The sequence below is a fragment of the Reyranella sp. genome (assembly GCF_004297265.1).
In the GTDB taxonomy this organism is placed as follows: domain Bacteria; phylum Pseudomonadota; class Alphaproteobacteria; order Reyranellales; family Reyranellaceae; genus Reyranella.
This window is the reverse complement of record NZ_SCUT01000025.1, coordinates 80,274-106,554: the sequence shown is the minus strand read 5'-3', so window position 1 is coordinate 106,554 and position 26,281 is coordinate 80,274. Positions and strand designations below refer to the sequence as shown.

Sequence of the window (26,281 nt, the reverse complement as noted above, 5' to 3'; positions counted from 1 at the left end):
ACGACAGGAGGTGTGGGCATGAGAAAACTGACAGTGGCGGCGCTGGCCGCGGTGGCCGTGGCAGGCGTCGCTGCGCCGGCGATGGCGCAGAAGAGCGTGACGATCGTGCGCGAGATCGACACCGATCGCTACGATCCCCACAAGTCGACGGCCCGCTCGGGCGCCGAGGTCATCTACATGATGGGTGACACGATGGTGAACCTCGACTTCGACATGAAGACGTTGAAGCCGGGCCTCGCCAAAAGCTGGACGGTCTCGCCCGACGGCCTCACCTACACGTTCAAGCTGCGCGACGATGTCACCTTCTGCAGCGGCAAGAAGATGACGGCGAAGGACGTGGTCGCCACCTACGAGCGCTGGCTCGATCCCGAGACCAAGGGCCTCGTGAAGTGGCGCATGGGCGACGTCGACAAGATCACGGCGCCCGACGACGTCACGGTGGAGTACAAGCTCAAGAAGCCGTTCTCCGAGCTGCTCTACCAGATGACGCAGTACTTCCACACGATCCTGAACACCGAGCAGACCAAGCAGCTCGGCGCCGATTTCGGCGTGAAGGGCTTCGACGGCACCGGCCCCTACTGCTTCGAGAGCTGGACGCCGCGCGATTCGACGGTGCTGACCAAGCACAAGGGCTACAAGTGGGGCCCGCCGATCTACGACTACACCGAGGCGCAGGTCGACAAGGTGATCTGGAAGGTGGTGCCTGAGGAGAATACCCGTGTCACCGCGCTGCAGGCCGGCCAGGCCGATGCCAGCCAGTACGTGCCCTACTGGTCGATCAAGGAGCTGCAGGCCAACAAGAACCTGTCGGTGACCAAGGCCGAGAACTTCTTCTGGACCTACTTCATCGGCTTCAAGGTCGACAAGGAACTGGTCAACGACGTGCGGGTGCGCCAGGCGATGAACCTCGCGGTCGACCAGAAGGCGATCACCGAGGCCGTGACCTTCGGCTTCGCCGATCCGGCGTCGACGATGCTGATGCCCAACGTCCTCGACTTCAACGGCAAGCTCAACAAGGCAGCCTATGGCGAGAACCTCAAGGAAGCCGAGAAGCTGCTCGACGAGGCCGGCTGGAAGAAGGGCCCGGACGGCTTCCGCTACAAGGACGGCAAGAAGCTGGCGCCGCTGATCTACGGCATCTCGGGTGCCTTCAAGGAGATCGCCGAGGCCGTGCAGGGCGACCTGCGCAAGGTCGGCATCGACCTGCAGATCCAGCTGTTCGACGCGACGGTCGCCTGGGGCAAGCTCGCCACGCAGGAGTTCGACGCCTTCGGCATGAGCTTCCCCTATGTCAGCGCCGGCGACGCGATGAACCTCTACTTCCGGTCGACCAACGCGCCGACCCCGAACCGCATGAACTGGAAGGACAAGGAAACGGACGAGCTGCTCGACAAGGGCTCGACCGCAACCGACGAGGCGACGCGCACGGCCGCCTACCAGGCGGTGCAGCAGAAGGTGCACGATGCCTTCGTCTGGATCCCGCTGTTCCACGAGCCGCTGTTCGTCGTGGCCGGCTCCAAGCTGAAGCCCATCAAGGCGCACGGCAACTACGGGTGCGGCTTCTACAAGGGCCTGGGCATCGCCTACAAATAGCAAGCAGTCAGCAAGCAACCGGAGCGAAGCGCTTATGAAGACGACCAAGATCGCCGGCCTCGACCACGTCGTTGCGTGGGACGAGGCGGAAGGGCGGCACGTCTACCTCGAAAATGCCGATCTCGTGTTCAAGGGCAACGAGATCGCCCATGTCGGACCGGGCTACACGGGCCCGGTCGATACGACCATCGAGGGGAAGGGGATGATGGCCATCCCCGGCCTCGTCAACGTACACAGCCATCCCTTCTCCGAGCCCGCCAACAAGGGCCTCACCGAGGAGTATGGCAGCGACAAGCTCGGCCAGAGCTCGCTCTACGAATACCTGACGGTGTTCGGCCTCAATCCCGAGGATGCCGGTCCCTCCTCCAAGGTCGCGGTCTCGGAGTTGCTGAAGAGCGGCGTGACGACCATCACCGACCTTTCGATGGCACGCCCCGGCTGGGCGGACGACCTGGCCTCGACCGGCATCCGCGCCGTCATCTGCCCGATGATGCGCCAGGGCGTCTGGTACACGAAGAACGGCCACACGGTCGAATATGCCTGGGACGAGAAGGCCGGCGAGAAGGCTTTCGAAGCGTCGATGGCGACGCTCGACGAAGCGGCAAAGCATCCGAGCGGCCGTCTCTCCGGCATGGTCGGTCCAGCTCAGATTGATACTTGCCGCGAAGGCTTCTTCAAGGAGGCCCTGCAGGAAGCCAGGCGTCGCGGCCTGACGATGCAGACCCACGCCTGCCAGGCCGTCGTCGAGTTCCACGAAATGGTTCATCGCCACGGCAAGACGCCCATCGAATGGCTCGACTCGATCGGCGTGCTCGGCCCCGACCTCATCATCGGCCACGGCATCTTCCTCAACGACCATCCGCAGATCCACTACCCGCACGCCAACGACTTCGAGCGGCTGCGCGACTCCGGCGCCTCGGTGGCACACTGCCCGACCGTGTTCGCGCGGCGCGGCATGGTGATGAATTCGATCGGCCGCTACATGGAGGCGGGCATCACGGTCGGCATCGGCACCGATACCTTCCCGCACAACATGCTCGATGAGATCCGGCTGGTCTGTTACCTCGCCCGCGTCTTCACCATGAACTACAAGATGGGCACGACGCGCCATGCCTTCGAGGCGGCCACGATCGGCGGCGCGAAGATGCTGCGCCGGCCCGACCTTGGGCGGCTGGCGCCGGGCTGCAAGGCCGACTTCTCGCTGGTCGACATGAGCCATCCCTACATGCAGCCGGCGCACGAGCCGGTGCGCAGCCTGATCTACTCGGCGAGCGACCGCGCCATCCGTCACGTCTATGTCGACGGCAACCAGGTGGTGAAGGACGGCAAGGTCCTGACGGTCGATGTCGAGGCGGCCACGGCCGGCCTCGTCGAAGGCCAGCGCAAGCGGCTCGAAACGGTCAGCCAGCGCGACTGGGCCGGCCGCACCGCCGACCAGCTCGCGCCTCCCGTCTACGGCACGCGCGATCGCCTGCCGCAGTCGCGGCCAGTGACTTGAGGCGCGCGGCTTGAGCGATACGACGCCCCTCCTCGAAGTGAAAGGCCTGCGCACGGAGTTCCGCTCCGGCGGCAGCTCGTTCCCGGCCGTCGACGGCATCAGCTTCTCGCTTGCACCGGGCGAGACGCTGGGCATCGTGGGCGAATCCGGCTGCGGCAAGTCGGTGACGTCGCTCTCGATCATGCGGCTGGTGCCCAACCCGCCCGGCCGCATCACGGCAGGCGAGATCAAATTGGAAGGTCGCAACCTCCTCGATCTGCCGGAAGGCGACATGCGCGCCGTCCGTGGCGACGACATCGCGATGATCTTCCAGGAGCCGATGACCAGCCTCAACCCGGTTCAGACCGTGGGCGATCAGATCATCGAGGCCGTCCAGCTCCACCGCTCGCTGAGTGCTGCCGACGCCCGCGCCCGCGCGCTCGAGATGCTGCAGCTGGTGAAGATTCCCTCGCCCGAGACCCGGCTCGACGAATATCCGCACCAGCTCTCTGGCGGCATGCGCCAACGCGTCATGATCGCCATGGCGCTCGCCTGCGACCCGAAGCTGCTGATCGCTGACGAGCCGACCACGGCGCTCGACGTCACCATCCAGGCGCAGATCCTCGACCTGTTGCGCGACCTGCGTGAGCGCACCGGTGCCGCCATCATGCTGATCACCCACGATCTCGGCGTGGTGGCCGAACTCGCGCACCGCGTGATCGTCATGTATGCCGGCCGCATCGTCGAGGAAGCGCCGGTCGGCCTGCTGTTCGCCGACCCGCAGCATCCCTATACGCTCGGCCTCCTGGGCTCGATCCCGCGGCTGGGCAGCGACGGCGACGAGCGCCTGACCGCCATCGAGGGCGTGGTGCCCAACCCCTACGCGCTGCCGCCCGGCTGCCGCTTCAGCCCGCGCTGCGCGCTCGCCGACGGGAAATGCCGCGCCGAGCAGCCCGCCCTGCGCGAGATCGCGCCGGGCCATCGCGCCGCCTGCTGGAAGGCCCCGCTCGACCTGGTTCTCGCCGAGGCAGCCGAATGACGACCGAACCCCTCCTCTCCGTCACCGGCCTCGCCAAGCACTTCCCGGTGAAGCGCGGCATCGTCTTCCAGAGCGCGGTCGGCACCGTACGCGCGGTCGACGGCCTCAGCTTCGACGTGGCGCCGGGCGAGACGCTGGCGCTGGTGGGTGAATCGGGCTGCGGCAAGTCGACGACAGGCCGACTCGTACTGCGCCTGATCGAGGCCACCGAGGGCACCATCCGCTTCGCCGGCCGCGACGTGCGCGGCCTCACGCGCAGCGCGCTGCGCGACCTGCGCCGCGACATGCAGATCATCTTCCAGGATCCGTACGCGTCACTGAATCCGCGTCTCACCGTGGGCGAGACGCTGGCCGAGCCGCTGCGCCTGCACGGCCTCGCGTCGGGCGCGGCGCTGCGCAAGCGCATCGACGAGCTGCTCGGCGAGGTCGGACTCTCCGCCTGGCACGCGCTGCGCTATCCGCACGAATTCTCCGGCGGCCAGCGCCAGCGCATCGGCATCGCCCGGGCGCTGGCCTCGCAACCGAAGCTGATCGTCTGCGACGAGCCGGTGTCTGCGCTCGATGTGTCGATCCAGGCGCAGGTTATCAACCTGATGCAGGACCTGAAGCGCAAGTTCGGCCTCTCCTACATCTTCATCGCCCACGACCTCGCCGTGGTACGGCACATCTCCGACCGCGTCGCCGTCATGTATCTCGGCAAGATCGTCGAGCTGGCGCCCAAGCGCAGCCTGTTCGCAAGGCCGCGGCACCCCTACACGCAGGCGCTGCTGTCCGCCGTGCCGGTGCCCGATCCCACCGCCCAGCGCGCCCGCATCCGGCTGGCCGGCGACGTGCCGAGCCCGCTCAACCCGCCCAAGGGCTGCCGCTTCCACACGCGCTGCGCCTACGCCCAGGACCGCTGCCGCCAGGAGGAGCCTGCGTTGCGCCCGCTGCCGGATGGCAGCGGCGTCGAGGGCCAGGTCGTGGCCTGCCACTTCGCCGAAAGCATCGTGCCGCCGGCCCTCGTGCCGGAAAACGATCCGCCCTACGCCCGCCGCCTGGCCGCTCTGCGCAAGCTTTCCGCGGCGGCCTGAAAGCGGCTCATTCCAGCGAAATCACGTCCTCGACCCCTGCGTCCAGGACGAGGTCGTCCGTGGCGCCGAGGAGCCAGAGCGCGGCCACGTCGAGCGTGAGGATGGGACGGTCCCACCACCGCTCGATAAGGTCGCGCAGCGCCCCTGCTTCCACAGGGTCCAGGTGATCCACGAAGTTGAACAGGCCGACGAGGTACAGGTCCGTTTCCGGCCTGCCGAGAGTCCGCTGGATCCGGCGCAGCAGGTTCATGCCGTTCCGACACTCCGGATAGATGCGCAGGTATAGGCGACCGACATTGATGTTGCCGGAGAACAGGCCCCGCACCTCGACGCGCATTCGGCCCAGCTCACTGAGAGCCGCCCTCTCGTCGTCGGAAACGCGATACGGCACATCCTTCGAGAGAGATCCGCAGATCGTTGCATGGAGCCTCTCCCGGCGCTTCGCGAGAAGGTCCCAGGCGATCTTGTGCCCGAAGGGCAAGTGCCTGAGTTCGCGCTCCAATTCCTGATACGCGGCGGACTCCTCCAGCGCATCGGGTGGCACAGGCAGCACGAGCGAGAAGATGCGCTCGTGCCGTCCGCTGCGATAGATCGTACCGGCTCGCGACTGGATGACGTCGGGATGATCCGGCGCCATCAACGGCAGGTGGGCCAGTCGATACGCCTCGTCCAGCATGAGCTTCTCTCCGGGCGCAAACCGCGTCCTGGCTCGGCGGTAGCCGAGCTCTTCATCGGAGCAAACTACGTCCAAGACAGACCAATCAGGCGTCGGGCACGCCCGAGGTCGTCGAATATTCGAAGTGCAGCGGCGCCTCGGGATGGATCAGCGCATAGGCCGAGCGAGCGGCGATCGCCGCCTCCGCGAAGCCCGTCAGGATCAGCTTCAGCTTGCCCGGATAGGTGACGACGTCGCCCACGCCGAAGATGCCGGCCTTGTTCGTGGCGGCCGTCGCGGGATCGACCTCGATCTGGTTGCGCTCGAGCGCCAGCCCCCAGTCGGCGATCGGACCCAGCGACATCGAGAGGCCGAAGAACGGCAGCAGCGCGTCGGCTTCGATGCGCTTCGTTGCCCCTTCGAGGGTGGCGACCGTGACCGCTGTGAGCTGGCCGTCATCGCCTTCCAGACCATGGAGCTGGTACGGCACGACGAGGTCGATCCTGCCCTCCTTCGCAAGCGCCTTCAGTCGCGCCTCGCTGTCGGGCGCTGCGCGGAACCGGTCGCGGCGGTGGATCACCGAGACGCGGCCGGCGATGTCCGCCAGCGAGAGCGCCCAGTCGACCGCCGTGTCGCCGCCGCCCGCGATCACCACCCGCTTGCCGCGGAAGGTCTCGCGCTGTGTGACGTAGTAGAAGACGCTCCTGCCCTCGTAAGCCTCGATGCCCGGCAGCGGCGGACGATTGGGGCCGAAAGCTCCGACGCCCGCGGCGATGATCACCGCCTTGGCCTGCAACACGGAGCCCTTGGACGTCGTCAGCCGCCAGAAGCCGCCGGTCAGCGACTCCAGCGCCTGGACCTGCTCGCCCAGGTGATAGACCGGCCGGAAGGCCGCCGCCTGGGCCTTCAGCCGGACGATCAGCTCGGCCGCCTCGATGCGGGGAAAGCCGGGAATGTCGTAGATCGGCTTCTCCGGATACAGCGCCGTGCACTGACCGCCGGCATCGTCGAGCACGTCGACGACATGGCAGTTGAGGCGGACCATGCCGCACTCGAACACGGCAAAAAGGCCGACCGGCCCCGCCCCTATGATGATGACGTCAGTCTGCTGGGTGTGTCCGTTGGCCATGGTCACAAATTGGCGCAGGTGATGCGCAAATGAAAGGCCCCCGGCCGCACCTCAGAGGCGCAGAACCAGGGCCAGAACTGGTAGTTGGTGGCGGCCTTTGTAGCAAAAGAGGACATCAAGAACCTGGCCGCTCCCACCGGGGAGCCCGGGCATAGCGGCGCAAGGATTTTGCCGCAAGTGGCTCCCACCGCTATGGCGGTTCCAATATTGAGACTCCTGTGCCGGCAAAGGCAAAGGTGGTTCACGCCGCCGTCGTTCGCGCCAGTCTATGAGTTCAGGGGGAGTGTCCGTTTGATGTTTGGTCCTGCCTATTTTCTTTCAGGTGATTCATTTCTCAAAAGATCAGCTGTCGAGGATGCCGCTCGGCGGCGGCTTGCGCCGGTGTTCTCCAAGTGGATTGGCAGAGAGGAGATAAAAGTTCGGAGCGAGGAATCGCCTTCGCGCCTCGATGTATCGGAGCGAGTGGCGCTCTTGGAGAAAATGGCTCCAGCGAATGAGGATGCAGGACAGGAAGTGTTGATTGGGAGATCATCCGGCGGTCGCGTGGCGACTCTGTTTGCCATGCGTCGGCCGGTTAAAGCGGTCATCTGTTTTGCTTACCCGTTCCGACATCCAAATAGTGTGTTGGAGCCGATTCGCTTCAGTCACCTGGCCGAAATCACGGTCCCTACGCTGATCTTCCAGGGGACGCGGGACACTTACGGAGCAATTGAGATCACCGAAAACTACGCTCTTTCGCCAGCTGTAACCGTAGGATTTGTCGACACCGACCACGATTTTGATTTGTCACCATCCCAGTGGGACACGGTTGCTCAGAAAGTAATGAAATTCCTGGAAACCGTTCAGCGACGGTTGCCGGCTAAGGGGGCGCGTTTCGACGAGGCCTTCTACCTGAGGACTCACCCTGATGTGGCCGCGGCGATTGCCGCTGGGGAGTACGTCTCTGGTGAACATCACTTCAAACTGAAGGGACGCAGGAAGGGTCGACGCTTCCGGCTTCTGGCCGACACTTGAAACTCTGGAGTTTGGGTGCGACTCGCCATTTCGCAAAGGCTGCGAAACCGCCACGCAACGCGCATGCTTGGCGTCAAACGCTGAAAAGTTCCCACCGATCGGGGACCTCCCCTCCCACCAACCGATTGTGTAATGTTTTCAATCGGTTGATGAGGGGATTGGTAGCTGGGGGCGGACTTGAACCGCCGACCCCGGCATTATGAGTGCCGTGCTCTAACCAGCTGAGCTACCCAGCCATGGGTGGGCGCTATTAAGCGGCGGGGCGACGTTCTGTCAAGAAATGCAGCGCCGCTGCTCACCCCGTCAGCGGCACGCCGTCCATGTCGTCCACAGGCTCTCCCAGAAAGCCCAGGATGGTGGGGGCGATATCGACGAGGCTCGTCTTGCGACGGGCCTCTCCCTGGCCGACCTCGGGATGGATGAAGGTCAGGAAGGGCCGGGTTTCGCGCGGCCCCAGGCCACCATGGTGACCGCAGCCGATCTCCGGCGTGCCCTCCCCGTCCTCGACCAGCCAACGCGTGCCGGGGACACCATGTTCGTTGCGTTCGTCGTGACGTGCCGTGTCGACGGCAGCCACCAGCGCGTCGCTGGTCAGGCCGGTCGCGGCCAGCGCCTCGCCCGTCAGGATCGACCCCGCCCAGGGCTCCGTGAGCATTGTCGGCAGCAGATATTCGACAGCAGCCCTTGCCTCGCCCATGGCGTAGATCAGCGCCGCGGTGCCTTGCGACGCGACGCCGATGCGGCCTTCCTTCAGCTCGGCCTCCAGGCCGTTTTCAGCCAACCAGTTGCCGATATGGACGGAGCGGCCGATGGTTTCATGGCCGTGGTCCGACCCGACCACGACCAATGTGTCGAACCGGTCCTCATACGCCTCCACGGTCTCGACGACCTGCGCCACCAGCCGGTCGGTGACCTCCAGCGCGTGGATATGCGCGGGCGAGCCCAGCGGGTCGTGGTGCAGGGTGAGATCGGGGTTCGCCAGCCAGAGGATGGCCAGCCTGAAATCGACCGACGGCACGACCTCCTCGCAGAAGCGCCGGGTCATCTCGATGTCGCCGTCGAGATCGTGGCTCACGTCGAGATGGGCGTCGCCGATGAGCGATGTGCCGCCGGGGCCGAACGAACCCGCGCGATGCAGCACCGTGCCGAAATGATCGGGATCGAGGAAATAGGCCGCGCCGGGCGAGACGTTCGAATAGGCGATCTGGCCGCCCGACTTCGCCAGCCGCTCCGCCATCGTGGGAACGCGCAGGGTTCGCCCCGTCACGCGGCGCATCGTCTGCCGGAAGGACGGCGCGCCGACATTGTGCACGGTGATGCGGCCGTCCTCGACCAGCGCCATCTGGTTGCCCTCGAGCCCGTGACGGCCGGGAAAGCAGCCGGTCGCGATCGAGGCGGCCGAGACGCGCGTGACCGAGGGGAAGACCGCGCGATGGTCGCCGGCGCGGCGATGGCCGGCGACCAGCCGCGCCAGGGTCGGCGTACGCGCCTCGCCGATCCATTCGGCGCCGAGGCCGTCGCACACGATCAGGATCGCCCTGCGGCGCCGGGAACCGTTCATGAGACCATGATAGACCATGCCCGGCCCCGGGGAATCGTCATTCCGGCTGAATGCCTGCCTGCGAAACGATCCGGTCGCTCTTTGCGACCTCGTCGAGCACGAACTGGCGGAACTGTTCCGCCGTCGAACCGACCGGCACCGCGCCCTGGTCGCGCAGCGCGCTCTGGACCTCGGCGGCGGCGAGCGCGCCGACCAGGCCGACCCGCAGCCTGTCGACGATCTCCTTCGGGGTGCCCTTCGGCACGGCGACGCCGACCCAAGTGTTGAACTCGTAGCCGGGAAAGCCCAGTTCCGCCATCGTCGGCACGTCGGGCAGCGCCTCAGAGCGGACCGTCGAGGTCACGGCCAGCGCGCGCAGCTTCCCCGAGCGAACCAGCGGCACCGCCGGCGGCACGCTGCTCACGGCCATGTCGATGTGACCGCCCACGGCATCCTGCACCAGCGGGCCCGAGCCTTTGTAGGGAATGTGGAGGAATTTGGCCTTGGCCATGCTCGACAGGAGTTCGGCCGCGAGATGCTGCGGGCTACCGCTGCCGATCGATCCATAGCTGACCGTGTCGGGCTTGGCGCGCGCGGCTTCGATCAGTTCTTGCAGCGATCGCGTCGAGGTCGCTGAAGCGACGAAGACCAGGGGGAAGGTCGCCACCAGGGTCACCGGCTCGAAGTCGGTGCGCGGGTCGTAGGTCATGTTCTTGAACAGGCTGGCGTTGATCGCCATCTCGCTCGCCGCGCCGAACAGGACCGTATAGCCGTCGGCCGGCGCCTTCGCGACGCTGGCAGCACCGATCATGCCGGTGGCTCCGGGCTTGTTCTCGATGACCACGGTTTGGCCGAGCACATCCGACAGACGCGCCGCCATCGCACGCCCGGTGATGTCGGTGCCGCCGCCCGGCGGATAGGGAATGATCAACTTGACCGGCTTGGCGGGATAGGTGTCCGCGCGCACCGCGGACGGCGCCGCCGCCGAAAAGGCCAGGAGGAGTGCCGCGAGGGAATCGCGACGCGAGAAGGGACGCTGGGTGAATTCGCTCGTCATGCCCGGCCTTATCCGGGCAACAGGTGACGCGGCGGTTACAGGATCATGTCGGGCGCCGGATGAAACCGCCGCCCAGCACGCGACTGCCTGTCGCGGCATCGTAGACCACGCAGGCCTGTCCCGGCGAGACGCCGACTTCCGGCTCGGCGAAGCGCACGAAGGCCCCCTCATCCGTCAGCTCGATCTCCGCAGGACGCAAGGACTGGCTGGAGCGCACGCGGACCTGCACCGGCAGATGTCCCACGTGAGGAGCATCCAGCCAGTTCACGTCATACAGCGTGATCTCGTCCCGGCCGAGCGCCGACCTAGGGCCCACGACCACACGGCGCGTCGCGGGCTCCAGCCGCACGACATAGAGGGGATCATTATCGGTTCCGTCACGCCCGCCCAGCGCCAGGCCGCGACGCTGGCCGACCGTGTAGCATACGATGCCCTCGTGGCGGCCGACCACGTTGCCGGCCATGTCGACGACCTCGCCCGGCTCGACGGCCTCGGGCCGCAGCTTCTGGACAACCGATGCATAGTTGCCATTGGGCACGAAGCAGATGTCCTGGCTGTCGGGCTTGTCCGCGACCGCCAGGTCGAAGCGACCGGCCAGTGCACGCGTCTCGCTCTTGGGAAGATCGCCCAGGGGGAAGCGCAGGAAATCGAGTTGCTCGCGCGTCGTGCCGAACAGGAAGTAGCTCTGGTCGCGCGCCGGGTCGGCACCGCGGTGCAGCTCCGGCCCCGCCTCGCCCATCACGCGGCGGACGTAGTGGCCGGTCGCCAGCGCCTCGGCACCGAGCTCGCGTGCCGTCTTCAGCAGATCGCGGAACTTGACGGTCCGATTGCAGGCGATGCACGGCACCGGCGTCTCGCCGCGCGCATAGGCATCGGCGAAGGAGTCCATCACCTCGGCGCGGAAACGGCTCTCATAGTCGAGCACGTAGTGCGGGATCGACAGGCGTTCAGCGACCTGCCGCGCGTCCTGGATGTCCTGGCCGGCGCAGCAGGCGCCTGCCTTCCCCACCGCGACGCCGTGGTCATAGAGCTGCAGGGTGACGCCCACCACGTCATAGCCCTGCTCCTTCAGGAGCGCTGCTGTCACCGACGAATCCACGCCGCCCGACATGGCGACCACCACGCGGGTATCCGCGGGCGCCTTATCGATACCGAGGGAATTGAGGGAGGACGGGCGGGACATGGCGGGGCCTATATAGGCCTCGTCCCCCACCCCCGCCAGCCGCGGCTAATCGCGACGGTAGCCGCTGTCGCGGACGACCTTGGCCACGCCGTTGCGGTCGTAGACGATGGCGACACGGTCGCCCATCTGGATGTCGCCGTCGTCGGGCTGGGCGACCGTCACGCGCTGGCCGTCGTCCCGCTGGACCGTGACTTCGATGCCGCGCCGGGGCGCGTTCTGGTCGATCGCTGTGCCCGCAATGCCGCCCGCCACGGCACCGAGCAGGCCGCCGACCACGGCGCCGCCCGCGGAATTGGTGATCGCGCCACCGGCCACGGCACCGCCGACCGCGCCCAGGCCGCCGCCGATCAGCGTGCCGTCGCTCATCCCCGAGCCGCGGCTTCCACGCACCTGCACCTCGCGGATCGAGACCACCCGGCCCTGCTCGCCGCGGTAACTGGCGCCTTGCGAGGAGGTGTTGACCACGCCGGGCTGTACCGCACCGCTGCTGCCGTTGCAGGCGCTCAGTCCCATTGCGAGCACGGCTGGAACGAGAAGACCGACGCGCCAATTGCCGAACATCTGAAGGGACACCTTTCGCACTCTTCAATCAAAACAAACGTGAGGAATTCAATCCAGGTTGCGCGACGTATCCCGCACCACCCGCGCAACGCCGCGACCATCCTGCACGATCTGTACGCGGTCGCCCAACTGGACGTCCCCGTCATCGCGCTGCGCCACGGTGATGCTCTGCCCATCGTCCCGCTGCACCGTGACCTCGATGCCGCGGCCGCCGCTGCGTTGTCCGTCAGCGATGGTGCCGGCAATCGCGCCGCCCACGGTGCCGAGCAGAAGGCCAACGAGACCGCCACCCACCGTCTGGCTGGTGATCGCGCCGATCGTGGCGCCGACACCGCCGCCGATGATGCCGCCCATCAGGGCCCCGTTGCCGCTGCCGGAACCGCCGCTGCCGGCCAGCCCTACCTCGCGGATAGAGACCACCCGACCGGGACCGCCGACCGGCGTGGCGTAGGCGACCTGCGTCGGCGCGCCCGGCGGCGGAGCCGCGCCCGCCGGTCCGCCATAGACCGGCGCCGTCGAACTCACGATTCCGGGCTGGACGGCGTTGGACGCACAAGCGCCCAGTCCCGCTGCCAGCACCAGCGGCAGCAGCAGAGGACGCACTCTCGTCGCGATCATGGGGACCCCTCCCGGATCATCGTGTGTCGCCCATATTTCCGGCCAAATTGCGGCGCCTGGCAAGCGCCGACCTAGTCGCGCTCGTCGATCCAGGCGGCCTGGATCGCCTCGAGGATCTTCTCGTTCGAGCGCGCGGCATCGTCCGCGAAATCAGGCAGTTCCATCACCCAGCGATGCAGGTCGGTGAAGCGCAGGTTGACGTTGTCGACGTCGGGATGGCGCTCCTCGAGCTCGATCGCGATGTCCTGCACATCGGTCCAGCGCAGCTTGCGGGCCATCGGCCTCTCCTACTTGTCGACCATCATGTTGCGGGTCGCCGCCGGCAGCTTGACCACCAGCCCGTCGAGAGCCTCGGTCATGCGAATCTGGCAGCCCAGGCGGGATGTGTGCGTGAGACCGAACGCAAGGTCGAGCATGTCTTCCTCGTCGTCGCTGGCGGGCGCGAGCTTCTCGAACCAGACGCTCTCGACCACGACATGGCAGGTCGAACAGGCGAGCGAGCCCTCGCAGGCGCCCTCGATGTCGACGTGGTTCCGGTGCGCGATCTCGAGCACCGAAAGACCCAGCGGTGCATCGACTTCCTTGCGCGTCCCGTCCCGCAGGACAAACGTCATCTTCGGCATCTCTCGTTCTCGCTCCGCCTACTCGCCGACCCGGTTTTCCAGCTCGCCCATGGACATGCCCGACAGCGCCTCCCGGATGCCGCGGTCCATGCGCCGCTCCGCGAAGGGCTTGGACAGCGCCTCGAGCGCCTCGGCCGCCGCATTGATCTCGTCCCGGCTTTCGCCTTCCATCGCCGTTTCCAGCCGCGCCCGCGCCTCGTCGATCGCCGCGCGCTCCTCTTCCGACAGCAGTTTGCCATCCTTCGCGAGGGCTGCCTCCAGCGCCAGAATGCCACGCCGGGCCTCGACCCTCGCCTCGGTCAGCAGGCGCAGGTTCATGTCGACCTCGGCATTGTCCATGCCGTCGTAGAGCATGTCGGCCATGTCCTCGTGGCTGAGGCCATAGGACGGCTTCACCTCGACGCGCTGGGCAACGCCGGTCGTGCGCTCCTCCGCCGAAACGGTGAGCAGCCCGTCGGCATCGACCGCGAAGCTCACGCGGATGCGGGCCGCACCGGCCGTCATCGGCGGAATGCCCGAAAGCTCGAAGCGGGCCAGGCTGCGGCAGTCGGCGACCATCTCGCGTTCGCCCTGCACGACATGGATCGCCATGGCGCTCTGGCCGTCCTGGTAGGTCGTGAAATCCTGCGCGAGCTGCGCCGGGATCGGCGTGTTGCGCGGCACGATCTTCTCGACGATGCCGCCCATCGTTTCCAGGCCGAGCGACAGCGGGGTCACGTCGAGCAGCAGCGTGTCGCCGCCGCCGGTCAAGGCCTCGGCCTGCAGGGCGGCGCCCAGCGCCACGACCTCGTCGGGATCGATGTCGGTGAGCGGCGGCTTGCCGATCATTTCAGCGACCTTCTTGCGCACCAGCGGCACGCGCGTCGAGCCGCCGACCAGCACCACACCCTCGATATCGGTCGCCTTCATGCCGGCATCGGCCAGCACGTTGCGCGAGATGTCGAGCGTGCGCGCGACGTAGGCGCCGACCATCGCCTCGAACTCGTCGCGCGTCAGCGTGTGGAAGGACGGGACGCCGGCGATCTCGAGACGGCCCGAGGTCAGGTCGCGGTCGGAAAGCTGTTCCTTCATGTGGCGGGCCAGCGCCAGCGCGGCCTTCACCGCCGTTTCGTCGACCTCGTCGGCGAGACCATCGCGGGTGCGCTCACCCAGCATGCGCTCTGCAATAGCACGATCGAAATCGTCACCTCCCAGCGCCGTATCGCCGCCGGTGGCCAGCACCTGGAACACGCCCTTCTCGAGCCGCAGCAGCGAGAAGTCGAAGGTGCCGCCGCCCAGGTCGTAGACCGCGTAGAGGCCCTCGGAGCCCTTGTCGAGGCCGTAGGCCAGCGCGGCCGCCGTCGGCTCGTTGACCAGCCGCAGCACTTCCAGACCGGCCACGCGGGCGGCATCGCGGGTCGCGGTGCGCGCGGCATCGTCGAAATAGGCCGGCACGGTGATGACGGCGCGCTCGACAGGCTTTTCCAGGGCCGCCTCGGCGCGGGCGCGAAGCGCCTTCAGGATCTCGGCGGAAATTTCGACCGGCGAGCGCGCCCTGCCGCCAATGCGCAGCTTAACCATGTCGGTCTCGCCGGTGCCCGGCTCGACCTCATAGGGCAGCACGCCGGCCACGGCATGAAGGTCGGCGGCGCCTCGTCCCATCAGGCGCTTGATCGAGGCCACGACGTTGCGCGGCTCGCTGGCGATGACGGCGCGCGCATCGTCGCCCACCAGTACGCCGCCCGCCTCGGGATAGGCCACCACAGACGGCACCAGCGCCCTGCCCGTCTCGTCGTGCAACGCCGCCGGTGTCCCGTCGCGCGCTATGGCAACCACGGAGTTGGTCGTGCCGAGATCGATGCCGACCGCCAGCGAGCCCTCGCCGGCATGCGGCAGCGGCGTTTCGCCCGGTTCGTGGATCTCCAGCAAGGTCATGCAGTCGACCGTTCGATATTCATGCGTCGTGCCCGCGCCTCTTCGGCGAATTTGTCGAGATAGCGCAAGCGAAGGAGCGCCTTTCTGATGGCGGCCCTGTCGTTTGCCAAGAACAAACTGGCGAGGCCCGCCAGCGCCTTCTGGACGTCCTGCCGGGCTTCGGCAGCCAACTTGTCGACCGCTTCCGGCGTGCCGGCGTCCTGCAGCGCCTCACGCGCTTCCATGGCTTCCATCAGCAGGTCCGGGTCGTCGATCGTCTTGCCGTCACCCGGCAGTTCCACGCCGGCCCGCTCGGCCATGTAGAAGGCGCGGCTCAGTGGATCCTTCAGCGTGCGATACGCTTCATTGACGGACGCTGCCTCGCCTGAGGCACGTGCCCGCTCCGCGGGAGGCTTGGAGACGAACCGGTCGGGATGCCACTGACGCTGGAGCGCGAAATAGGCCCGGTCGAGCGTCGCGGCGTCGAGGTCGAGCGCCGCCGGCAGTCCCAGCCGCGCGAAATGATCCATGACCGGTCTTCAGACGTGGAAGGATTCGCCGCAGCCGCAGCGGCCCTTCTCGTTCGGGTTCCGGAACACGAAGCCCGCCTTCAGCTTCTCTTCCTCGTAGTCCATCTCGGTGCCGATCAGGAACAGCGAGGCCTTCGGATCGACCAGCAGCTTGATGCCCTCGGCCTCGATGACCTCGTCCATCGGCTCCTGCTTGTCGGCGAACTCCAGCGTATAGCTCAAGCCCGAGCAGCCTTTGGTACGCACGCCGATCCGGACGCCCGCCGTCGGCTTGCCGCGACCGTCGATCAGCGCCTTCACACGCTCGGCCGCGAGCGGCGTCACCGTCATGAGCTTCGGACGGGGGCGGCGCGGCCGCGGCGCAGCCGGGGCAGCCGCGGCGGGCTTTGGGGTCTCGGTGGTCGTGGTCATACGCGTGTGCTCCGGAATGGCTACTCGGCCGCGTCGGCCTTCTTGGTCGCCTTGGCGCGATAGTCGGCAATCGCCGCCTTGATCGCGTCCTCGGCGAGGACCGAGCAGTGGATCTTCACCGGCGGAAGCGCCAGATGCTTGGCGATGTCGGTGTTCTTGATCGTCTCGGCCTCGTCGATCGTCTTGCCTTTCACCCACTCGGTGACGAGCGAGCTGGAGGCGATCGCCGAGCCACAGCCGAAGGTCTTGAACTTGGCATCCTCGATCAGCCCGTCGGCGCCGACCTTGATCTGCAGCTTCATCACGTCGCCGCAGGCCGGCGCGCCCACCAGGCCGGTGCCGACATCCTCGGCCGCCTTGTCGAACGATCCGATGTTGCGCGGGTTCTCGTAGTGATCGATCAGCTTTTCGCTGTAAGCCATGACACTCTCCTCAATTCTCGAGCGGCAGCCGAAGGGTTAGTGGGCAGCCCACTCGATGGATTTGATATCGATGCCTTCCTGGGCCATCTCCCAGAGCGGGCTCATCTCGCGCAGCTTGTTGACGTGGCGCACCAGCTCATCAACGGCGGTATCGACCTCGTGCTCCGTCGTGAAGCGGCCGAGACCGATGCGCAGCGAGGTGTGCGCCATGTCCTCCTCGACGCCCAGAGCACGCAGCACGTAACTGGGCTCCAGCGAGGCCGAGGTGCAGGCCGAACCGGACGAAACCGCCAGGTTCTTGATGCCCATCATCAGCGACTCGCCTTCGACATACGCGAAGCTGATGTTGAGGTTGCCGGGGATACGGTGCTCGAGGTCGCCATTGACGACGATATCCGTGAGCTTCGCCTGCAACCCCTTCAGCATGCGCTCCTGCAGCTTCTTCAGCCGCTTGGCCTCGGCGTCCATCTCCTTCATGCAGATCTCGGCCGCCTCGCCCAGACCGACGCAGAGCGGCGTCGGCAGGGTCCCGGAGCGGAAGCCGCGCTCCTGGCCGCCGCCGACGATCATCGGCACCAGGCGCACCCTCGGCTTGCGCCGGACATAGAGCGCGCCGATGCCCTTGGGCCCGTAGATCTTGTGGCCTGAGATGCTCATCAGGTCGACGTTCAGTGCCTCGACATCGAGCGGGATCTTGCCCGCAGCCTGGGCCGCGTCGGTGTGGAAGAAGACCTTCTTTTCGCGGCAGATCCTGCCGATTTCGGCCAGCGGCTGGATGACGCCGATCTCGTTGTTCACGGCCATGACCGAGACCAACACCGTCTTGTCGGTGATCGCCGCGCGCAGCACGTCGAGATCGAGCAGGCCGTCCTTGCGGACCGGCAGATAGGTGACTTCGAAACCCTGCTGCTCGAGGTGGCGGCAGGTGTCGAGCACGCATTTGTGCTCGGTCACCGTTGTGATGATGTGGTTCTTCCGGTCCTTGTAGAACTCGGCCACGCCGCGGATGGCGAGGTTGTTCGATTCGGTGGCGCCGGAAGTGAAGATCACTTCCTTCTCGTCGGCACCGATCAGCTTCGCGACCTGGGCGCGCGCCTTCTCGGTGCCCTCTTCCGCTTCCCAGCCATAGGCGTGGCTGCGCGAGCCCGAATTGCCGAACTTGTGAGTGAAGTAAGGCATCATGGCTTCGAGGACCCGCGGGTCCATCGGCGTCGTCGCCTGATAGTCGAGATAGATCGGCTGGTCGTTGCGCCGGATTTGGGTAATGGCTGTCATGCTAACCCCTTGATACTCCTACGCTGCCCTGGCCCTGGAGTCGGTGTGGGAAATATCCGACTGACTTACTCGGATATATAGGCTCTGCCATGCGGCGATCAAGCGCTCGATGTCGGCCGCCTGCGTATTCCAACCCAGGCTGATTCGGGTCGCACAGGCGGCTTCCGCTGCCGGAACGCCCATCGCCTCGAGGACCGGCGACCGCTGGACCTTTCCGGAGGAACAGGCCGCACCGGCACTAATGCAGACACCGGCAAGATCGAGCGCCATCACCTGAGTTTCTGCCGGCACGCCGGGCATGGAAATGCAGGTCGTATTGCCAACTCTCGGCACTTTTACACCGTAAACCTTGGCATTCGCCGCAATCTGGACAAGGGAAAATTCGATCCGATCACGGAGTGCCGCCACGTCGAGACCTGTAGCGGCCTCACCGGCAGCGGCGCCGAAGCCGGCAATGCCCGGCACATTCTCGGTGCCCGCACGACGATTGGATTCCTGCCCTCCGCCGCGACGATCGGGCTGAAGCGGCGCGCCGTTGCGCACAATCAACGCCCCGGCGCCCGTCGGGCCGCCCAGCTTGTGGGCGGAAAGGCTGAGATAGTCGACACCGAGGCTCCGGAAGTCGACCGGCACCTTCCCCACTCCCTGGACGGCATCGCAATGCACCAGCGCGCCGGCCGCGCGCGCCAGGCGCACAACTTCGGCGATCGGCTGCAGTACGCCGGTTTCGTTATTGGCCAGCATCACCGACACCAGCGCCGGCTCGGCCGACGCCGCGAGCGCGCGTTCCAGAGCCGCGAGGTCGAGAACGCCGTCGCCGTCGACCCGAAGGAGTTCCGCCTGCGGGACGGCACGGCGAACGCTGTCATGCTCGATCGCCGACACCAACACCCGCCGGCGTCCGGCACCCGCCAGGGCCAGGTTGTTGGCTTCGGTGCCGCCGGACGTGAAAATCGTCCCGGTGATACTGGCGCCCACAAGGGACGCCACCTCTCGGCGCGCCTTGTCGACGATCGCCCGCGCCTTGCGGCCAGCGCCATGGACCGACGAGGGATTGCCGCCTGCCCGCAGCGCTTCGACCACGGCATCGAACGCCGCCGGCCTCAGGGGGCTGGTGGCGTTATGGTCCAGGTAAGCGAGAGCGGACATCGGACTTTTCGGACTAGCTGGCGGCGGCCATCGAGGATTCGGTGTTCGCCGCGGCCGGCGCCTCGATGAACCGGGGCGCGAGCTTGCGCTCCAGCACGTCGAGCAGGGTCACCGAACTCAGGAACAGGTGGATCTGGTTGCCCAGTTCTTCCCACAGATCGTGCGTCAGGCACTTGCTGCGATCCGCCCGGCACCCGGTCGCCCCCATCTCGGTGCAGCGCGTGGCGCTGATCGGCTCGTCCACCGCCAGGATGATTTCCGACACTCTCGTGTCCGCCGAGCCCCTCGCCAGGCGATAGCCGCCGCCGGGACCGCGGACGCTCTTGACGAGACCGGCGCGCCGCAAACGGGCGAAAAGCTGCTCGAGATATGACAGGGAGATTTCCTGACGGGTGGCGATATCCGACAGGCTGACCGGCTTCGCCTGCGCGTGCCGGGCCAGATCAACCATCGCCATGACGGCGTAACGTCCCTTGGTGCTGAGCTTCACAGCATCCTCCTCACGGCCAGAATCGGCCGGTCTTCCCTATGGAAACGCCTAAAGTTCTTGTAAACCAAGGCGTTGCTACGATATGCCAGCGCCCCAGACAGGGGTTCTGGGAAAAACCAACTGCGTCGCTCGGATTTAATTAATCCCAGCGAGTTGGTCAAGTATCGAGAATCCCCATGTACCAGTGCCAAATCGGTTACGACCGGAGGGTCGATCAGGGTGAAAAACCGGAGTCTCGATGCCTGACGTGATGTTCACCGGCCCCGAAGGCCGCCTCGAGGGGCGCTACCACCAGAGCAAGGAAGAACGCGCGCCGATCGCGCTGATCCTGCATCCGCACCCGCAGTATGGCGGGACGATGAACCACAAGGTTGTCTTCTCCCTGTTCCATGTCTTCGTGAATCGTGGCTTCTCCGTGCTGCGCTTCAATACGCGCGGCGTCGGTCGCAGCCAGGGACGTTTCGACAACGGCATGGGGGAACTCTCCGATGCCGCCGCGGCGCTCGACTGGCTGCAGGGCATGAACGCCGACGCCAAGTCGTGCTGGATCGCCGGCTACTCGTTTGGCGCCTGGATCGGCATGCAGCTTCTGATGCGCCGGCCCGAGATCGACTGCTTCGTGTCAGTGGCACCGCCGGCCAACTCCTACGACTTCGCCTTCCTCGCGCCCTGCCCGTCTTCCGGCCTGATCGTCGGCGCGGAAAAGGACGAGGTCGTACCGCAAGCCGATATCCAGAAGCTGGTGGCGCGCCTGTCGCTGCAGAAGGGCATCACGGTCGAGTCGCGCACCATCAAGGGCGCCAACCACTTCTTCCATGACTCGCTCGACAAGCTCGCGGTCGATGTCGACAAGTACGTCGCCAAGAGCCTGCTCAATCCGCCGGGTCGCGCGACGAGCAACAAGGAGCCCTGATCAGGGCCTCTTGATCAAGGTTGGCTGAGCCGGCCGCCCGTCATCGGACGCGGCGCGCCGGTGGTCCCGGGAAACGTCAGCGGCAAGCCGCGCAGGGAACGCACCGCCAGGAAGGCGAAGGCCTGCGCTTCCAGCGCATCGCCGTCCCATCCCAGGTCCTCCGCCGTCAGCACCTTGCCGCGCGTCTCCTCGGCGATGGCACGCAGCAGCGTCGGATTGCGCGCACCACCGCCGCAGATCACCCATTGCGAAACCGGCGCCGGAAAATGCTTCGCCGCGAGCGCAATGGCCCGCGCGGTGCCACGCGTCAGCGTGGCCGCGCCGTCGGCAACGCTCAGGCCTTCCGCCCAGGCGTCGTTGAAGTCGCCGCGGTCGAGCGACTTGGGCGGCACCTTCGCGAAGTAGCGATGCTCGGCGAAGCGTTCCACTCTTCCGCGATCGACCTTGCCCGCCGCCGCCAGCGCGCCGTCCTTGTCGTAGCGTTGCCCGGCCCGGCGCGCGCACCAGTCGTCGATCGGCCCGTTGCCCGGGCCGGTGTCGAAGGCCAGCAGCGCCCCATCGGCGCCGATCCAGGTGACGTTGCCGACGCCGCCGATGTTCACGACGGCGAGCGGTCGCGTCAGGTCGGCCGCGAGCGCCGCGTGATAGACAGGGACCAGTGGCGCCCCCTGCCCGCCCGCCGCCACGTCGGCCGTGCGCAGATCGTTCACGACCCGCACGCCCAGCGCCCGCGCGAGCGCGGCACCGTCGCCGATCTGCCAGGTGAAGTGACGGTCGGGCTGGTGCGTGATGGTCTGGCCGTGGAAGCCCACGAGATCGAGCGTGTCGGGCGCGATACCCGCCTTGCCGGCCCATGCCCGCACGGCCGCCACGTGCATTTCGGTGACGACCTGTTCGGCCGTTCGCGTCGCCTCCGTCTCCGCCGTGGCGCCGAACGCCGCACGGATGATGCGACGGGCCTCGTCCGGATAGGGCACGGTCAGGGTCGGCCCGAACGCCGCCACGCGCTCGCCGTCGGTCTCGATCAGCGCCACGTCGACGCCGTCGACCGAGGTGCCGCTCATCAGCCCGAGGGCCCGCAGGAAAGATGAAGCCATGGGGGGAATGTGTTACACCCCCGGCGCCTTCAGGGACAATCAGCCAAGCAACGGACCGAGCGGAAGATGTCGGGTTTCAAGTCGGATTTCATGCGCATCGTGCACGAGCGCGGCATGGTGCATCAGTGCAGCGATACGGCCCGCCTCGACGAGCTGCTGTCGACCGGCGTCCGCACCGCCTATATCGGCTTCGACTGTACCGCCGATTCGCTGCATGTCGGCCACCTGTTGCAGATCATGCTGCTGCGCTGGTGGCAGAAGAGCGGCCACAAGCCGATCGCGCTGATGGGCGGCGGCACGACCAAGGTCGGCGATCCGTCGGGCCGCGACGAGACGCGCCAGCTCCTCACCACGGCGCAGATCGACGCCAACATGGCGAGCATCAAGAGAAGCTTCGCCAACTACCTCACTTTCGGCGAGGGCGCGACTGACGCGGTGATGGCCAACAACGCCGAGTGGCTCGATGGCCTCCTCTACATCCCGCTGCTGCGCGACGTGGGCCGGCATTTCTCGGTCAACCGCATGCTCACCATGGACTCCGTGAAGCTGCGCCTCGAGCGTGACCAGCCGCTGTCGTTCCTCGAATTCAACTACATGATCCTGCAATCCTACGATTTCGTGGAGCTGAACAAGCGTCACGACTGCATCGTGCAGATGGGCGGTTCGGACCAGTGGGGCAACATCGTCATGGGCGCCGATCTCGGCCGCCGCATGCAGGGCGCCGAACTCTTCGCGCTGACCTCTCCGCTGCTCGCAACCGCCTCCGGCGCGAAGATGGGCAAGACGGCCGCCGGCGCGGTCTGGCTCAATCCGGAACGCCTGTCGCCGTATGAGTTCTGGCAGTACTGGCGCAACACCGAGGACGACGATGTCGGCCGCTTCCTGAAACTCTTCACCGACCTGCCGCTGTCCGAGGTGGCGCGCCTCGAGGCGCTGCAGGGCCAGGAGATCAACGAAGCCAAGAAGATCCTGGCCACGGAGGTCACCACCCTCGCCCACGGCAGGCAGGCCGCCGAGAGCGCGGCCGAGACGGCCCGGCGCACTTTCGAGGAAGGCACCAAGGCCGACACGCTGCCCACGGTGGAACTGCCACTGGCCAAGCTCAAGAGCGGCATCGCGGCGTTCGAACTGATGCACGAAGCCGGCCTCGCCGACAGCCGGAACGAGGCGCGCAAGCTGATCAAGGGCGGCGGCGGGCGCCTGAACGACAAGCCGATCGCCAGCGACACGGTGGTCGTCGGCGAAGGCGATCTCGATTCGGAAGGAACGCTGAAGCTCTCGGCGGGCCGCAAGCGCCACGTGCTGGTGCGCGCCGTCTAGCCTTGGTCAGGGCGCGCGCTGCCCGTCCGACGATCCGGCTGGCGGCGGGGCGGCGGGGGCACCGCCTGTGCTGGCGGGCGGGCTGAACAGATCGCGTAGGGCACCCGGCGCCATCGCCGACATCATGTTCACGTCGGTCTTGAGGTCGTCGAACGGACCATGCAGCTGGTAGGAGACTGCGAACATGCCGCCGTCCTTGCCGCCGGTCAGCAGCGGCCCGAGAAGCGGTACGTTCGACAGCATATTGTTCAGCGCGAAGGCCGGCACGACGATGCCGTTGAGCCGCGCCGTATCGTTGCCCAGGTCGATGACACCCTGAGTGGTCAGCCCGATGGATTGGCCGCTCGTCCGCCCGTTACGGACCTGGATCAGATCTCCCGTCTTGACCAGGTTGGCGCTCAGGCTGTCGAACTGCTGCAGCGCATTCCCGGCGCTGTTCAAGCCATCAATTGCGGAATTCAGCGTGCCGATGTCGCGACGCGCGGTCACGCGCTGTAGCCGGAAGGGCCCCATCTTCAGCGTGCCTTCGAGCGGCGGGTCGGCCCAGGTATCGTTGAACTTCCCTTCGATGTGCAGGTAGCCGCCGACCAGCCCGTCGATCCAGCCGGCTTCGCTGAGCAGCTGGCCGAAGTCGGCGACATAGAAGAACAGCGTGCGGCCCTGGGCGGCCGGCGTCACGCGAAAGGTCGAGCCCTTGCCGCCGCCCATCGTGAGGTCGGCTGAGGCGACCCGGTCACCAATGAGTTCGAGGCGGCCGTTGAGGTAGCCCAGGGACCCTCGCTTCACGACGACGTTCTGCAGTTGAATTTGAGCCTTGGTGCTGGTGCGCGAGACCGAGGCCGCACCCTTCGGCTCGCGCGCCGCGACCTCGTTGCGGGCATGCAGCATGTCGCGCACGCGCTGCAGCTCCAGCGACTGTCCCTTGACCGCAATGTCGACGCCGCCCGGATGCCGCCGCCAGTCGACGGCAACGTCGGTCTGGCCGAGCTTGATCTGCGGCACGTTGATCTGTTGCACGCTGCCGTCGGTTCCGAAGCGCACCTGGCCCTTGGTCTGCAGACCGCCGCCGCGGGCATCGAAGTCCGCTGTCGTGATCTTTCCGCCGGCGGCGAGCTTCAACGTCATGGTGGCGAGCGCGTCCGTGCCGGCCTCCTTGCTCCAGGCGAGCGGCACCACCGACAGCTTCGCGGCCTTCATGTCGAACCGGCCGCCGACCTCGCCGGTCCCGTTGGTCGCTACCTGATAGTGCAGGGTCGTGCCGATGGGCCCGACGACATAGGGTTCGATCGAGGGGAATCCGGCCTTCTCGACGAGACCCGCTGGCACCGTCCCCTTCACATCGTAGCGCCGGCGAAACGGAGCCTTTGCCGCGAACATCTCGCGCCAGGTGACGTCAATGCCATTGCCGTCGAGTTTGCCCTGCCCCACGACGCTGAGTTCGGAGCTGCCGTACTTCACGCGTGCCGTCGCCTCGGTAAGATCGACGTCTCCCAATACGTCCTTCAGCGAGAAGGCCGTGAGCTGCGCGTCGGCGGCGACGTCGATCTCGGCGACGGTCAGCGCATCGATCAGCGGGAAGCCCAGCGATACGTCGACCGCCACCTGGCCGCCCAGCCGGCGATAGTCGTAGAGCGTCTCCTTGGGCAGGCCGAGCCGCGGTCGCGCCAGGAATCGCATGACATCCTGCGCCGAGCCGGTGATCGGCAGGCGGATCGCCGCCATCTGCGGCGCCGGCTTGTCGAGCCCCGTCAGGTCGATCGTGCCGTCGGTCACCTTGAGGTTGACCGCGCCGCCGCGCGCGATGTCGAAGTGCAGGCTTCCGTTCTCGTAGCGGGCCTTCCCGGACACATCCAGCATCTCGGGCATGTGCGGCATGTACCGGACGGTCAGGCCGCCATAGTCGAGAAAGGCTGCCATGCGGTCCACCTTGATGTCCGCAATACGGTCGACCGGCGCGCTCGCTGCGAACTCGGCCGCAACGTCGACGGTTCCGGCGGTCACATTCGCAATTGCCCATCTGCGGCCGCCTTCCGCGAACTCGAGGGGCCAATAGTCCGCCAGCTTGTCGGCCGGGATCCGACGGATCTCGGCGCGACCGGCGAAATGGCGCGTATCGGAGACGCGGTGACCGGCGCCGGTGACGACCACCCTGGCCGCGCCGAAATCGAAGTCGACGCGCTCGATCCGGGACGTGTGCTCGACATTGTCGATGCTGAACCGCGCGTCCATCGAGCGCACCCGGTGCGCCACCGGCAGGATGCCCGGCAGGGTCACGCTGCCATTGGCGCCGGTGATGTCGACCACCACGGTCTTGACCTCACCCGTGCCGGTCCCCTCGATCTGCAGGCGTCCCGACAGGGCAAGGTCGACACCGCGCAGAATGGCGAGATCGGGAGAAAGATCGGCAAATATCCAGGGCTTGAACCCCGAAACCCTGGCCTCCAGCGAGATCCGGCTGCGGTCGCGGGTGTAGACACCGGCCAGCGAGAGGTCGACGGGGTCGCCGTGGCCGGCGAATCGCGCGTTGGCCGTAATGGACACGCCGGCGGTGTCGCGCCGCAGCTTTGCGCTGGCATCCGGTGCATTCCAGCTCAGCCCAGTCTTCAGATCCCGGATGGTGACGTCGGCCCGCTCGATCAGCACGGAATCGAGCTGACCGATCAGTGACTGGTAGTTGGGCTCCGCCAGCAGCTGATCGACCAGGATCGATATCGCCTCTCCCTGCGCGCCGCCCTCCCGCGACGTGAATATTCTCTGGAAGGCTCCGCCCTCGCGGGCGACGTCGGCCTCGATGACGGGGCGTATGATCGTGATCGAAGTCGGCAGGAGCATGCCCTGGACCACCGAACGAGGTTCGAACGTCAGAGCCGCTTCGGGCGCGGTGGCGATGACCTGCCCCTGGCCGTTCGTGAATCGAAGGCCCGTAAACGCCAGCCTGATCGGCCGGCTTATGCCACTCCACTCGAAGGATATGCGGTCGAAGTCCGGATGGATGTCATTGCCCGGTGCGTCGATCAGCCGGGCGATACGCGGCTTCAAGAAGTCGAGATCGATCGGACCGTCCATCAGCCGCAGCGCCGCAACGACCACCAGCGCGGTCGCGGCAAGCACCAGACCGACCGAAACGCGTAGGATTACCCGGCAGGTCCGCTTGACCAAACTCGACTCTTCCGTTCCTTGACGATGGCGGTGCGCTTGGGCAAGCGTTCCGCTTCGCAT

At 66.7% G+C, this 26,281-nt stretch carries 25 protein-coding genes and 1 tRNA gene; 7 read left to right on the top strand and 19 right to left on the bottom strand.

Annotated features, from left to right (window positions below):
* The first annotated feature begins 18 nt into the window (after positions 1-18).
* Genes EPO41_RS11125 through EPO41_RS11110 form a run of 4 tightly spaced genes read left to right on the top strand, consistent with a single transcriptional unit; the run spans position 19 to position 5,182 of the window.
* Positions 19-1,593, top strand: a complete 1,575-nt coding sequence (locus EPO41_RS11125; protein ID WP_296324725.1) for an ABC transporter substrate-binding protein — start codon at positions 19-21, stop codon at positions 1,591-1,593.
* 34 nt (positions 1,594-1,627) lie between these two features.
* Entirely contained in the window at positions 1,628-3,091 is a 1,464-nt protein-coding gene (locus tag EPO41_RS11120) for an amidohydrolase family protein (RefSeq protein ID WP_296324723.1), read from the top strand.
* A 10-nt stretch (positions 3,092-3,101) separates the two neighbouring features.
* Positions 3,102-4,109, top strand: a complete 1,008-nt coding sequence (locus EPO41_RS11115) for an ABC transporter ATP-binding protein (RefSeq protein WP_296324722.1) — start codon at positions 3,102-3,104, stop codon at positions 4,107-4,109.
* Complete coding sequence (locus tag EPO41_RS11110; protein ID WP_296324719.1) at positions 4,106-5,182, top strand: dipeptide ABC transporter ATP-binding protein; 1,077 nt, start codon at positions 4,106-4,108, stop codon at positions 5,180-5,182. The genes EPO41_RS11115 and EPO41_RS11110 overlap by 4 nt, the downstream gene beginning before the upstream one ends.
* 7 nt (positions 5,183-5,189) lie before the next feature.
* On the opposite strand, the gene EPO41_RS11105 is transcribed toward EPO41_RS11110, so the two are convergent.
* Positions 5,190-5,858, bottom strand: coding sequence for a hypothetical protein (locus tag EPO41_RS11105; RefSeq protein ID WP_296324717.1), 669 nt, complete (start codon positions 5,856-5,858; stop codon positions 5,190-5,192).
* An 85-nt stretch (positions 5,859-5,943) separates the two neighbouring features.
* Positions 5,944-6,966 carry an NAD(P)/FAD-dependent oxidoreductase gene (locus tag EPO41_RS11100; protein ID WP_296324715.1) on the bottom strand — a complete coding sequence of 341 codons (1,023 nt, stop codon included), beginning with the start codon at positions 6,964-6,966 and terminating at the stop codon, positions 5,944-5,946.
* Positions 6,967-7,260: 294 nt separating this feature from the next.
* On the opposite strand from EPO41_RS11100, the gene EPO41_RS11095 reads away from it, so the two are divergent.
* Complete coding sequence (locus tag EPO41_RS11095) at positions 7,261-7,980, top strand: alpha/beta family hydrolase (protein WP_296324713.1); 720 nt, start codon at positions 7,261-7,263, stop codon at positions 7,978-7,980.
* Between the two features lie 159 nt (positions 7,981-8,139).
* Here EPO41_RS11095 and EPO41_RS11090 read toward each other — a convergent pair.
* The 15 genes from EPO41_RS11090 to EPO41_RS11020 all read right to left on the bottom strand — a co-directional run bounded on the left by EPO41_RS11090 (position 8,140) and on the right by EPO41_RS11020 (position 19,732).
* Positions 8,140-8,216: transfer RNA gene (locus tag EPO41_RS11090), tRNA-Met, on the bottom strand.
* A 59-nt stretch (positions 8,217-8,275) separates the two neighbouring features.
* Complete coding sequence (locus tag EPO41_RS11085; RefSeq protein ID WP_296324712.1) at positions 8,276-9,541, bottom strand: alkaline phosphatase family protein; 1,266 nt, start codon at positions 9,539-9,541, stop codon at positions 8,276-8,278.
* 37 nt (positions 9,542-9,578) lie between these two features.
* Complete coding sequence (locus tag EPO41_RS11080; protein WP_296324710.1) at positions 9,579-10,577, bottom strand: tripartite tricarboxylate transporter substrate binding protein; 999 nt, start codon at positions 10,575-10,577, stop codon at positions 9,579-9,581.
* Positions 10,578-10,620: 43 nt separating this feature from the next.
* Positions 10,621-11,760, bottom strand: a complete 1,140-nt coding sequence (gene mnmA, locus EPO41_RS11075; protein WP_296324708.1) for a tRNA 2-thiouridine(34) synthase MnmA — start codon at positions 11,758-11,760, stop codon at positions 10,621-10,623.
* Between the two features lie 45 nt (positions 11,761-11,805).
* Positions 11,806-12,333, bottom strand: coding sequence for a hypothetical protein (locus EPO41_RS11070; protein ID WP_296324707.1), 528 nt, complete (start codon positions 12,331-12,333; stop codon positions 11,806-11,808).
* A gap of 36 nt (positions 12,334-12,369) precedes the next feature.
* Entirely contained in the window at positions 12,370-12,939 is a 570-nt protein-coding gene (locus EPO41_RS11065; protein WP_296324704.1) for a hypothetical protein, read from the bottom strand.
* A gap of 71 nt (positions 12,940-13,010) precedes the next feature.
* Complete coding sequence (gene iscX / locus EPO41_RS11060) at positions 13,011-13,217, bottom strand: Fe-S cluster assembly protein IscX (protein ID WP_295136067.1); 207 nt, start codon at positions 13,215-13,217, stop codon at positions 13,011-13,013.
* 9 nt (positions 13,218-13,226) lie between these two features.
* Entirely contained in the window at positions 13,227-13,562 is a 336-nt protein-coding gene (locus EPO41_RS11055; protein WP_296324700.1) for a ferredoxin family 2Fe-2S iron-sulfur cluster binding protein, read from the bottom strand.
* An 18-nt stretch (positions 13,563-13,580) separates the two neighbouring features.
* Positions 13,581-15,476: a Fe-S protein assembly chaperone HscA gene (gene hscA / locus EPO41_RS11050; RefSeq protein WP_296324691.1), complete on the bottom strand. Its 1,896-nt coding sequence runs from the start codon at positions 15,474-15,476 to the stop codon at positions 13,581-13,583.
* Complete coding sequence (gene hscB / locus EPO41_RS11045; RefSeq protein WP_296324688.1) at positions 15,473-15,985, bottom strand: Fe-S protein assembly co-chaperone HscB; 513 nt, start codon at positions 15,983-15,985, stop codon at positions 15,473-15,475. Before hscB ends, hscA begins: the two co-directional genes overlap by 4 nt.
* 9 nt (positions 15,986-15,994) lie before the next feature.
* Complete coding sequence (locus tag EPO41_RS11040; RefSeq protein WP_296324686.1) at positions 15,995-16,396, bottom strand: iron-sulfur cluster assembly accessory protein; 402 nt, start codon at positions 16,394-16,396, stop codon at positions 15,995-15,997.
* A gap of 20 nt (positions 16,397-16,416) precedes the next feature.
* Positions 16,417-16,818: a Fe-S cluster assembly scaffold IscU gene (gene iscU, locus EPO41_RS11035; protein ID WP_296324683.1), complete on the bottom strand. Its 402-nt coding sequence runs from the start codon at positions 16,816-16,818 to the stop codon at positions 16,417-16,419.
* Positions 16,819-16,854: 36 nt separating this feature from the next.
* Complete coding sequence (locus tag EPO41_RS11030) at positions 16,855-18,093, bottom strand: IscS subfamily cysteine desulfurase (protein ID WP_296324681.1); 1,239 nt, start codon at positions 18,091-18,093, stop codon at positions 16,855-16,857.
* A gap of 18 nt (positions 18,094-18,111) precedes the next feature.
* Positions 18,112-19,242, bottom strand: a complete 1,131-nt coding sequence (locus EPO41_RS11025; RefSeq protein WP_296324679.1) for a cysteine desulfurase family protein — start codon at positions 19,240-19,242, stop codon at positions 18,112-18,114.
* 13 nt (positions 19,243-19,255) lie between these two features.
* Positions 19,256-19,732, bottom strand: a complete 477-nt coding sequence (locus EPO41_RS11020) for an Rrf2 family transcriptional regulator (RefSeq protein WP_296324675.1) — start codon at positions 19,730-19,732, stop codon at positions 19,256-19,258.
* 238 nt (positions 19,733-19,970) lie between these two features.
* On the opposite strand from EPO41_RS11020, the gene EPO41_RS11015 reads away from it, so the two are divergent.
* Positions 19,971-20,645, top strand: coding sequence for an alpha/beta hydrolase (locus tag EPO41_RS11015; RefSeq protein WP_068193634.1), 675 nt, complete (start codon positions 19,971-19,973; stop codon positions 20,643-20,645).
* Positions 20,646-20,659: 14 nt separating this feature from the next.
* Here the strand turns inward: EPO41_RS11015 and EPO41_RS11010 are convergent, their stop codons facing one another.
* Complete coding sequence (locus EPO41_RS11010; RefSeq protein ID WP_296324673.1) at positions 20,660-21,742, bottom strand: anhydro-N-acetylmuramic acid kinase; 1,083 nt, start codon at positions 21,740-21,742, stop codon at positions 20,660-20,662.
* Positions 21,743-21,808: 66 nt separating this feature from the next.
* Between EPO41_RS11010 and tyrS the strand changes: the two genes are divergently transcribed.
* Positions 21,809-23,062, top strand: a complete 1,254-nt coding sequence (gene tyrS, locus EPO41_RS11005) for a tyrosine--tRNA ligase (RefSeq protein ID WP_296324669.1) — start codon at positions 21,809-21,811, stop codon at positions 23,060-23,062.
* Between the two features lie 6 nt (positions 23,063-23,068).
* On the opposite strand, the gene EPO41_RS11000 is transcribed toward tyrS, so the two are convergent.
* Positions 23,069-26,173: a DUF3971 domain-containing protein gene (locus tag EPO41_RS11000; protein ID WP_296324667.1), complete on the bottom strand. Its 3,105-nt coding sequence runs from the start codon at positions 26,171-26,173 to the stop codon at positions 23,069-23,071.
* Positions 26,174-26,281 lie beyond the last annotated feature (108 nt).